Raw genomic sequence first — 11351 nt, 5'->3', positions numbered from 1 at the left:
TTTTTTAATGGTTGTTGAGCAAATATATTTATTTATTGCATATAAATGCAGTTTTTTGTATCTTTTTTCGAAAATTAATTCAAATAACGCAAAATAACGCATATTTAATATGTAAAATCTTTCTGCTTTATAATATTGAATGCAATTCTGCAAACTATTGCAGTTTCCTACAAAAGCACTGCTATTCAATTGAAATATTTGATATATTTGTCCTGAATTTTAACTTTTTAAAAAAATGCTGAAAGCCGAAAGACATCAATATATAATGACGAAGCTTATTGAAGAGCAGAAAGTTGTCACAACAGATTTAGCTTTGGCTCTTGATTTATCTGAAGATACAATTAGGCGTGATTTAAACGAATTAGACAGTAAAAAGCTACTGGAAAAGGTGTATGGCGGAGCTGTGCAGGTTTCGGAAAAATCCGTTGATGTTTTTAATATTAATATAGCTGCCGAGGAAGAAAAGAAAAGGATTGTGACAAAAGCACTCTCTTTATTGCATGACGGACAGGTTATTATAATGAGCGGCGGAAGCACTAATTTGGTTTTTGCAAAGTTGATTCCTTCCGATCTAAAAGCTACAATATATACATATAGTTTACCAATCGCCATGCAATTATCTCAGCATCCCAATATCGATTTAATATTTATTGGTGGCAAAATGCAAAAAAATGCAATGGTAACCATTGGTATGGATGTGATTCAGGTTGTATCAAAAATTAAAGCTGATATTTGTTTTATAGGCGCCAGCAGTATTAATATAAAACAAGGGTTGACTGAGATTGGATATGAGATCTCAATTGTCAAAAAAGCCATGATAGAGGCTTCTGACAGGGTTGTGTCGATGTTTTCTTCGGATAAACTCAATACTAAAATGCCGCATGTGGTGTGCGATTTAAATCTGTTGGACACCATTGTAACCGAATTAAATCCGGAAGATGCAAGACTGGAAGAATACAAAAAGTCAGGTGTTTTTATCCTATAAATTCCAATTCTCTTACAATTTTTTTGCGTTATTTTGCGTTATTTGAATTTTATTTTGTTAAATAACGCAAAATAATGTAATTATTCTCTTTTTTGTATATATATTTGTTAAAACTAATTTTTTAACTTAGATATATTATGAAAACGAATACTTCTTTGGCTTACGACATTCCCGGGAAATTTGAAGAAACCCGATTTGAAAAAAATCATAACGTGATTTTCGAAAATTCTGTTCAGGGTTCAAAAATGGTTGCTCAGGAAATAGCCGAATTAATCCGTTCAAAACAAGCCAACAATGAATCTTGTGTTTTAGGACTTGCCACAGGATCATCACCTATAAAAGTATACGAGGAATTGGTGCGCATGCACAAAGAAGATGGTCTTAGTTTTTATAATGTGATCTCTTTTAATCTGGATGAATATTATCCAATGACCAAAGAGAACCGTCAGAGCTACCATTATTTCATGCATCAATATCTTTTTAATCACATCGATATTAAACCGGAAAACATCAATATTCCTGACGGAACCGTTGCGATCGAAGAACTGAACCAATATTGTGTTGATTACGAATTGAAAATAAAAGAAGCCGGAGGACTTGATTTTCAGCTTTTAGGAATTGGGCGTACCGGTCACGTAGGTTTCAACGAACCGGGATCGCACATCAATTCAGGAACCCGAATTATTACACTGGATCATATTACAAGAGTCGATGCTTCATCAGATTTTAACGGAATCGACAATGTTCCTAAAAGAGCCATCACAATGGGAGTTTCGACAATTCTTAGATCTAAAAGAATTGTACTAATGGCTTGGGGACAAAATAAAGCGTCTATTATTAAAAGAACGATTCAGGGCGAAATAACCTCAGATGTTCCTGCTACTTTTTTGCAAAACCATGCTAATGCTACTTTTGTATTAGACCAATTTTCTGCATCTGAATTAACCCGATTTGAAACGCCGTGGTTAGTGGGCGGATGTACCTGGACGCAGGAATTAAAAAGCAAAGCTATTGTTTGGCTTTGCAGAGAAACGAAACAATCAATATTAAAATTGACCGACAGAGACTACAACAACAACGGAATGTCGGATCTTTTGGCTCAGGAAGGTTCTGCGTATGATTTGAATATTAATATGTTCAACGTATTGCAGCATACCATCACAGGCTGGCCGGGAGGAAAACCAAATACAGACGATTCTCATCGTCCGGAGAGAGCTAATCCTGCAAAAAAACGAGTAATTCTTTTTAGTCCACATCCTGATGATGATGTGATTTCTATGGGAGGAACTTTTTCAAAATTAATAAAACAAGGTCACGATGTACATGTTGTATATCAAACTTCCGGAAATATAGCGGTTACAGATGATGAAGCATTAAAATTTGCTGAGGTTGCCAAAGATTTTTTAGGTGATGCAGAATCACAAATCAACTTTAAATCGGTGATTGATTTTTTAAATAGTAAATCCGAAAACCAAATTGATTCTCTTGAAGTTCGAAAATTAAAAGGATTAATCCGAAGAAGAGAATCTTATGCAGCCACAAGATATATTGGTTTAAAAGATGAAAATACACACTTTTTAGATCTTCCGTTTTACGAAACAGGACAGGTAAAGAAAAATCCGTTAGGTCCTGAAGATATTGCCATTGTAAAAGATATTATAGCCAAAATAAAACCTCATCAGGTATTTGCCGCAGGAGATTTAGCCGATCCGCACGGAACGCATGAAGTTTGTCTGAATGCGATTTTTGCTGCCATGAAAGAGCTAAAACCAGAAAAATACATGGATGATTGCTGGTTATGGTTGTACAGAGGGGCGTGGCACGAATGGGACATTCACGAAATTGACATGGCCGTTCCGCTTTCTCCATCAGAAGTATTGCTAAAACGCAGTGCCATTTTATACCATCAATCTCAAAAAGACCGGGTAATGTTTCAAGGAAACGACTCAAGGGAATTCTGGGTGAGAGCCGAAGACCGTAACAAAAACACAGCAATTCTTTACGATGATTTAGGATTGGCAGAATACGAAGCAATCGAAGCATTCAAACGTTTTGATTATTAATACATCTAATTTTTTTTAAACACATAGAAACATAGATTTAAACAAAAAACAAAAGAGTATTTAAGAAAATTATAATTTTTTCACATACAAACTATGTGTATTTAAATTAGTGAAACGCCTTTTAATAAGTTTCATGGGCTATGTTCCTATGTGTTTAAAAATATTTGCATAATAAAATTAAGGTTACCTATTTCAAATTACCAACCAAAAGCAATACAACCAATTCAATGTCTAGTCTTCTCCAATTACAGCTATTATCTGATTCATTAGAAGGAACTATTTTTTATGACGAGCTTCATAAAAAGTTATACGCTACTGATGCTTCTGCTTATAGAATTATGCCTCAGGCAGTCGCAATTCCAAAAACAGAAGAAGATATTGCTAAAATTATTCGCTTTGCAGCAAAAAACAATATTTCGATTACACCAAGAACAGCCGGAACTTCTTTGGCCGGACAAACGGTAGGAAACGGAATAATTGTAGATGTTTCTAAACATTTTACAAAAATTGTTGCTTTTGATGCCGAAAAGAAAACCATAACAGTGCAGCCCGGCGTAATTCGCGATGAGTTGAATTTGTATCTCAAACCACATGGTTTATTTTTTAGCCCAACTACCTCAACGACGAATCGATGTATGATTGGCGGAATGGTCGGGAATAATTCATCCGGAACAACATCAATACGTTACGGTGTTACCCGAGATAAAATTGTGGAGATAAAAGCGGTTTTGAGTGACGGAAGTCTTGCGGTATTTAAAGATTTGACTTCTGAAGAATTTATCGAGAAGACAAAAGGAGATTCTTTAGAAAGTAAAATTTATAGAACGATTTTCGAGGAACTTTCGAACAAAGAAAATCAGGAAGAAATTAATAGAGAGTTTCCAAAACCTGAAATTCACAGACGAAATACAGGTTATGCCATTGATGCATTATTAAAATCAGCATTATTTTCGGGAACAGAAAATACCATCAATTTAGGGAAATTACTTTGCGGAAGCGAAGGAACGCTGGCATTTACTACAGAGATTACTTTGAAAGTAGACGATTTGCCTCCAACCAATAATATTATGGTTGTGGCGCATTTTCATACCATTCAGGAAAGTTTAGAAGCGGTAGTTGTAGCAATGAAACATCATTTGTACACTTGCGAAATGATGGATGATACGATTTTAGATTGTACCAAAACTAATAGGGAACAAGCCAAAAACCGATTTTTTATTGTGGGAGAACCCAAAGCGGTTATAATGCTCGAAGTAGGATCGCATATTAGCATGGAAGATGCCGAATTGCAAGCCGATGCTTTGATTAAAGATCTTGAAGATAATAACTTTGGATATGCTTTGCCTAAAATTTACGGAGCTGATATTGATAAAGTAAATGATGTTCGAAAAGCAGGTTTAGGACTTTTAGGAAGCATTGTTGGCGATGATAAAGCAGCTGATTCAATTGAAGATACAGCGGTTGAATTAAGCGATCTCCCTAATTATATTGCCGATTTTGCTGCCATGATGGAAAGACACGGTCAAAGTGCCATTTATTACGCACACGCGGGAGCCGGAGAGCTGCATTTACGTCCAAAGATCAATTTAAAAACAAAAGAAGGATTACACCAGTTTAGAAATATTTCCACGGAAGTGGCTCATTTGGTGAAAAAATATAAAGGTTCGTTAAGCGGTGAACATGGTGACGGAATTTTGCGAGGCGAGTTTCTGCCTTTTATGATTGGGGATAAAAATTATGAACTGCTAAAACGAATAAAAAAAGCATTTGATCCTGATACGATTTTAAACGTTGGAAAAATTGTAAATGCTTCTAAAATGGATGAAAATCTTCGTTTTGAAGCAGGAAGAATAGAACCGGATATAAAAACAATTCAGGATTTCTCAGACAGTATGGGAATTTTGCGTGCGGCCGAAAAATGCAATGGTTCAGGCGATTGCAGGAAATTGCCATCGGCAGGAGGAACTTTGTGTCCGAGTTACCGCGCCACCCGAAACGAGAAAGATACCACTCGCGCCAGAGCCAACGCACTGAGAGAATATCTGACCCATTCTGAAAAAGACAATAAATTCGATCATGAAGAATTATACAAGGTATTCGAGTTGTGTGTAAGCTGTAAAGCCTGTGCCAGCGAATGCCCAAGCAATGTTGATGTAGCGACTTTAAAATCGGAGTTTTTGTACCAATACCAAAAAGCAAACGGATTTTCCGTTCGAAATAAAATCTTTGCTTTCAATTCAAAACTCAATAAGTTGGGAAGCATCGCGCCATCTATGACCAATTTTGTCGCCAATTTGCCTTTGGTTAAAAAAAGTATGGGAATCGCACCAAAAAGACAAGTGCCTTTATTAGCGCCAACAACTTTTAGAAAATGGTACGAAAAAAATAAAAAATCAGCTGCAAATAGTGCTTTCGAAAACGGAAAAGTTTATCTTTTTTGTGATGAATTTACCAATTATTATGATGTTTCGGTAGGGATTGATGCGTATGAATTACTAACCAAAATAGGTTACGAAGTACTTATAATCGATCACGAAGAAAGCGGAAGAGCTTTTATATCGAAAGGTTTTCTGGAAGAAGCGCAGGATATTGCCAATAAAAATGTGGCTATTTTCAAAGATTTAATTGCTGAAAATACGCCTTTAATCGGAATAGAACCTTCGGCAATATTAACTTTTAGAGACGAATATATTCGATTGGCCTACGATAAAGAAGGTGCCGAAAAGTTATCGAAAAACACCTTTACGATCGAAGAATTCTTTAAAAGAGAAATAACAAACGGAAAAATACATTCGGGACAATTTTCGGATACGGAGAAAACAATAAAAATTCACGGACATTGCCATCAAAAGTCGTTAAGTACTATTGAGGCTTCGTTTGCAATGCTGAATTTGCCCAAGAACAGTTCGGTTACCATTTATAATTCAGGTTGTTGTGGTATGGCGGGTTCATTTGGTTACGAAAAAGAGCATTACGAAATCAGTATGCAAATGGGCGAGGATACATTGTTTCCAAAAATTCGTACCACCGAAGCCACAACAGCAATTGCCGCTGCAGGAACAAGCTGCCGTCATCAGATTTTTGACGGAACGAATAGAAAAGCAATGCATCCGGTAACTATTTTAAGAGATTGTTTAAGATGATTTTACGAATTTTAAATGAAGCTTAATTTTCTTTTTACCATTAAGAGATTAAGTAATTTAAGGCTTTATGAAATTAATATCTTAATGGTAAAAAAAAGATACTTATTTTGACATAATAATTAAAACAAGATTTTATGAAAAAAGCAATCTGCACCCTATTTCTGATGTTTGTATTTTTTTCTGCGAAAGCAGCTAAAACAGATACAATTCAGGTTTTTAGTCCTTCAATGAATAAAAGCATAAAAACCTGCGTGATAACGCCGGATGATTATAAAAAAAGCAATAAAAAATTCCCTGTTGTTTATTTACTTCATGGTTACAGCGGCAATTATGGCAGTTGGGCAAAAGACTTTAAGGATCTTGCAAGACAGGTCGATCAATATGGTTTTATAGTAATTGGCGTTGATGGAAATTTTTCAAGCTGGTATTTTGATAGTCCGATAGATCCAACTTTTAAGTACGAAACTTATGTAATAAAGGAATTAGTTCCTTTTGTAGATAAAAATTACAAAACCATTGCCAGCCGCGAAGGCAGAGCAATATCAGGTCTTAGCATGGGCGGACACGGCGCTTTGTATTTGTCATTTAAACATCAGGATGTATTTGGAGCAGCAGGAAGTATGAGCGGTGGAGTCGATATTCGCCCGTTTCCTGAAAACTGGGATATCAAAAAACGCCTTGGAACACTAACAGAATTTCCTGAAAATTGGGAGAAAAACACGGTTACCAATATGCTTGAACTGGTAAAAGACAACAAGCTGAAAATGATTATAGATTGCGGTGTAGATGATTTTTTTATGGATGTAAACCGTGAACTTCATAACAAAATGCTGGCTCTAAAAATAAATCACGATTATATTGAACGTCCGGGAAAACACAATATTGAATATTGGGAGAATTCCTTAAAATTTCAATTGTTATTTTTTGATAATTTTTTCAAAGAGAATAAATTGAAATAAGAAATTATGTTTTGCAATTCACACATTAGCAATACATAAAAATTGGTTTGGTTACCTATCCTAACAGGTTTTTAAAACCTGTTAGGTATTTTTCAGTAACAGATTTAAAATGATTTTTTCGCCACAAATTGCACAAATTTTCACGAATTAAATCTGCCAAATCTGCCAAATCTGCGAGAGAAAAAAGTTAGCCACAAATTTCACAAATTTTCACAAATTGAATCTGCGTGAAAAAAAGAACACAAGATATATTGTAGAGACGCACAGCAGTGCGTCTAACATTCCTGATAGCTATCGAGATAAAAGATTAAAATGATTTTTTTACCGCAAATTTCACAAATTTTCACAAATTGAATCTGCGTGAAAAAAAAAAGAACATAAGATATATCGTAGAGACGCACAGCAGTGCGTCTAACACAACGTAACCACAAAATAACTTAAACAATAGTGTAATAATTTAAAAACAGCGCAATGAAATATCTATTATCCAAAATATTATTAATTTTTATAATTGCGTCTGGCTTTAGTCAAAAAATAGAAGAATCAGGAATTATAAAATTCGTACAACTTACAGATTTACATGTTTCTCCGGGAAATGAAAATGACTTTTTGTTGCAGAATATTATAAAAGAAATCAATAAATCTGATAATGAATTTGTAGTCGTTACCGGAGATTTAACCAATCGTGGTGCCGATGATGAACTTAAAAATGTTCATGCTATTCTTTCGAATTTAAAAATTCCGTATTATGTTATTTCCGGAAATCACGAAACCAATTGGAGCGAAAGTGCCGGTTTAACCTATAAAAAAATATGGGGCAACGATCGCTTTGTATTTTCGAAAGGAGAATATCTTTTCATAGGATTTCCGTGTGGTCCTTATATGAAAATGGGAGATGGTTTCGTAAAACACGAAGATGTGCTTTGGCTGGATAAAACCCTAAAAGACAGCCTTAAAAACAACAATAAAAAAGTCCTGAATTTTGCACATTACCCTTTAGATAATAGCGTAAGTAATTATAAAGAAGTGCTTCAGGTTTTAAAAAAATATCCTACTGTTGCCAGTTTTTGCGGTCACGGACATACCTTAAAAAAATATGATTTCTCAGGTTTAAGCGGAATTATGGGCGCATCGATTACCTCACGCGATGGTAAAACCAAAAGTTACAATGAGGTAATTATCAGTAAAGACAGTATTCGTATTTATCAGAAACAAATTGATCAACCGGGTGTTTTTAAATTTTCGGTTCCGTCGACACCTTCAAAAATTGAAATTCCAAAAGATTCAGGGACAGACATTTCTCCTTTTGTAAAAGATATTGCTTCTATTTATAGTGTTCCTTCTTTTGATAAAAAGAGCCTTTTTTTCGCTAATTCTATTGGCGAGATACAATCGGTTAGTTTGAAAAATAAAGTACTTAACTGGAAAAAAGAAACAGGAAATGCCATTTATTTTTCTCCAACCGTCGTAAAAAACAACCTCATTATTGGTACAATCGAAGGAAATATACTAGGATTTGATACGCAATCCGGCAATCAAAAATGGAATATTCCCGTTGGTGGTGTTTTGGTAGGTTCGCCAGTTGTCGAAAATAATAAACTTTATACAGCAAGTTCTAATGCATTTATTTGTATCGATGCCGTTAGCGGAAAAGTGATCTGGCAAAATAAATTACCTGAGTCTTATTCACAAGGAACTCCTTTGATACATGGCGATAAAATTATTTTTGGCGCATGGGATACCAATGTTTATTGTTTGAATAAAAATACGGGAACACTCATTTGGAAATGGAATAACGGTAACAATAAACAAGTCTTATATTCAGCAGGAAACGTGAATATGGTGGCATCAAAAAACCGACTTTATCTGGTTACTCCTGAACGTTTTCTGACCATTTTAGATATAGAAACCGGCAAAACACTTTTAAGAACTTCAAAATGGAAAGTACGGGAATCGATGGGAAAAAGTCAGGACGGAAAATGGTTTTATGCCAAAACAATGGAAGGTGAACTTTTAAGATTACCACTTAATGATGATCTGGAACTGACGGAAGAAAATTTGGTAAACCAAAGCAAAGTTTTAGATCTAAAACTAGGATACGAACATAATCCTGCGGGAATAGTAGAAAATAAAAATAAAATATATACAGGCAGCCGAAAAGGTGAAGTTGTTGTTGTGGATGCCAAGAAATTTGAAATTATAAAACAAATCAATTTAGGAAGTTCCAGTGTAAACGGCTTTTCGATTGACGATCAGGGAAAAGTTTGGACATCGCTTATAGAAGGCGGTATTTATTTATTAGAGTAGTTATGTTGTTAGTGGTCCTAACAGGTTTTTAAAACCTGTTAGGTATTTTTTCGCTACAGAGTAAAAGTTTTTTTTTTCGCCACAAATTTCACGAATTTCCGCGAATTAAATCTGCCAAATCTGCTTACTCTGCGAGAGAAAAAAGATTCCAGAAATTACTAAGAATAAAATGAATTATTTATAAATGATGATTATTTACAATTAGTCCGTCCAGTTTGTCATTTCGACGAAGGAGAAATCCTCGCAAGAAACTCGACAACGATCGGCTTTTAGGAATGGAGCTGCTTGCGATGATTTCTCCTTCGTCGAAATGACAATATTGAGTAAAACTTTGCTCGAAGAGGTATCGGAATTACGATTGATTTCTCTGCCAAAAACATAAAAACATATTAACTAACCAAAAATAATATTTATGAAAAGTTTAAAAATAATATTTCTAGTAGTATTGTTTCAAACCAATATTTTTAGCCAGCAACCAGCAAAAAGAGAAATGCGTGCGGCGTGGATATCTACGGTAGACAATATCGACTGGCCATCGAAACCTGGCTTGTCAGACAAGGAAATGAAGACCGAAATGATTACGATTTTGGATAATTTACGATCTTATAATCTGAATACCGTCGTTTTTCAAATTCGTCCTACTGCAGATGCTTATTACAAATCAACCAAAGAACCTGCTTCTCACTGGATTACAGGAACACAAGGAGTTGCTCCGGGTTTTGATCCGTTGCAATTAATGATTGATGAAGCCGGAAAACGCGGAATGAGTGTTCACGTTTGGCTTAATCCGTATCGTGTACAAAAAGATACGACGAACGAAGTGCTTTCAAAAAATCATTTGTTTTTTAAGAAACCTGAACTGTTTCTTACTTACGGAAAAACAAGATATTTTAATCCTGGTTATAAAGAAACCAGAGATTTTGTAGCTTCTGTAGTGGGTGAAATAGTTCGTAATTATAACATTCAGGCCATTCATATGGATGATTATTTTTATCCTTATAAAATTGCAGGACAGGAATTTCCTGATCAGGCGGCTTTCGCCAAAGAGCCTCGCCAGTTTAAAGACAAAGACGATTGGAGAAGAGATAATGTCGATTTGATCATCAAGCAAATACGCGATACCATCATTTCGAATAAACCAGATGTCGAATTTGGAATTTCACCTTTTGGAGTCTGGCGAAATATTGCCAAAGATTCGCAAGGTTCGAATACCGTGGCCGGAGCAACCAATTATGATGATTTGTATGCCAACATTTTGAAATGGCAAAAAGAAAACTGGATCGATTATGTTACGCCACAATTGTATTGGCACATAGGTTTTGACAGAGCTAATTTTGAAGTTTTGGCAAAATGGTGGGCAGCGCACAAATACGGAGCCAATGTTTATATAGGTCATGGAGTTTATAAGCTTTCGAAAACGGCAAAAGAAGTAGAGTGGAGAAGTCCGGATCAGATTGTGAAACAAATAGAAATGATTCGTACAATGCCTATGATTGATGGTTCGATGCATTTTACAGCAACCAATTTTCTAAAAAAAGGAGATACGCTGAGAAAACCTCTTATGGAAAAACAATATAAATACATCGCCCTAACGCCCGAAGCCAACAGAATTACAAGAGTAAAACCTCAACCACCGGTAAATGCTTCGATTGCTCAAAAAGGCGGCACTGCAGTTCTGACATGGAAAGCTGGGGTAAACAATCAAAAATATGTGATTTACAGATTTCCTAAATCAAAAATAACCGATTTCTCTAATCCGGAGAACATTTATTATGTAACAACAGCAACAAAATTAGAGGTTCCGAACGCTAATTTGCAGCAATATACCTACGCCATTACCGCTTTGAGTAATACACAAACGGAGAGCAGTCCGATACAATTTTAATAAAACAAA

At 35.2% G+C, this 11351-nt stretch carries 6 protein-coding genes; all 6 read left to right on the top strand.

Annotated features, from left to right (window positions below):
• Positions 1 to 235 precede the first annotated feature (235 nt).
• The 6 genes from FLP_RS16510 (at position 236) to FLP_RS16485 (ending at position 11342) form a co-directional block, all read left to right on the top strand.
• On the top strand, positions 236 to 985 hold the full coding sequence (locus FLP_RS16510; RefSeq protein ID WP_065450621.1) for a DeoR/GlpR family DNA-binding transcription regulator: 750 nt from the start codon (positions 236 to 238) through the stop codon (positions 983 to 985).
• Between the two features lie 137 nt (positions 986 to 1122).
• The gene (nagB, locus tag FLP_RS16505) at positions 1123 to 3048 is read left to right on the top strand and encodes a glucosamine-6-phosphate deaminase (protein ID WP_065450620.1); all 1926 of its coding nucleotides are present in this window, start codon (positions 1123 to 1125) and stop codon (positions 3046 to 3048) included.
• Positions 3049 to 3275: 227 nt separating this feature from the next.
• The gene (locus FLP_RS16500) at positions 3276 to 6191 is read left to right on the top strand and encodes an FAD-binding and (Fe-S)-binding domain-containing protein (RefSeq protein WP_065450619.1); all 2916 of its coding nucleotides are present in this window, start codon (positions 3276 to 3278) and stop codon (positions 6189 to 6191) included.
• A 134-nt stretch (positions 6192 to 6325) separates the two neighbouring features.
• Positions 6326 to 7150 carry an alpha/beta hydrolase gene (locus FLP_RS16495; protein ID WP_065450618.1) on the top strand — a complete coding sequence of 275 codons (825 nt, stop codon included), beginning with the start codon at positions 6326 to 6328 and terminating at the stop codon, positions 7148 to 7150.
• A gap of 471 nt (positions 7151 to 7621) precedes the next feature.
• Entirely contained in the window at positions 7622 to 9457 is a 1836-nt protein-coding gene (locus FLP_RS16490; protein ID WP_065450617.1) for an outer membrane protein assembly factor BamB family protein, read from the top strand.
• 412 nt (positions 9458 to 9869) lie between these two features.
• Positions 9870 to 11342, top strand: a complete 1473-nt coding sequence (locus FLP_RS16485) for a glycoside hydrolase family 10-like protein (RefSeq protein ID WP_065450616.1) — start codon at positions 9870 to 9872, stop codon at positions 11340 to 11342.
• Positions 11343 to 11351: the final 9 nt, after the last annotated feature.

The sequence above is a fragment of the Flavobacterium piscis genome, assembly GCF_001686925.1.
In the GTDB taxonomy this organism is placed as follows: Bacteria; Bacteroidota; Bacteroidia; order Flavobacteriales; family Flavobacteriaceae; genus Flavobacterium; species Flavobacterium piscis.
This window is presented reverse-complemented; position numbering and strand designations above follow the sequence as displayed.

Bases quoted from the DNA above. Each gene is read 5' to 3' on its own strand.
- FLP_RS16510 (WP_065450621.1), top strand. From the start codon at position 236: ATGCTGAAAGCCGAAAGACATCAATATATAATGACGAAGCTTATTGAA.
- nagB (WP_065450620.1), top strand. From the start codon at position 1,123: ATGAAAACGAATACTTCTTTGGCTTACGACATTCCCGGGAAATTTGAA.
- FLP_RS16500 (WP_065450619.1), top strand. From the start codon at position 3,276: ATGTCTAGTCTTCTCCAATTACAGCTATTATCTGATTCATTAGAAGGA.
- FLP_RS16495 (WP_065450618.1), top strand. From the start codon at position 6,326: ATGAAAAAAGCAATCTGCACCCTATTTCTGATGTTTGTATTTTTTTCT.
- FLP_RS16490 (WP_065450617.1), top strand. From the start codon at position 7,622: ATGAAATATCTATTATCCAAAATATTATTAATTTTTATAATTGCGTCT.
- FLP_RS16485 (WP_065450616.1), top strand. From the start codon at position 9,870: ATGAAAAGTTTAAAAATAATATTTCTAGTAGTATTGTTTCAAACCAAT.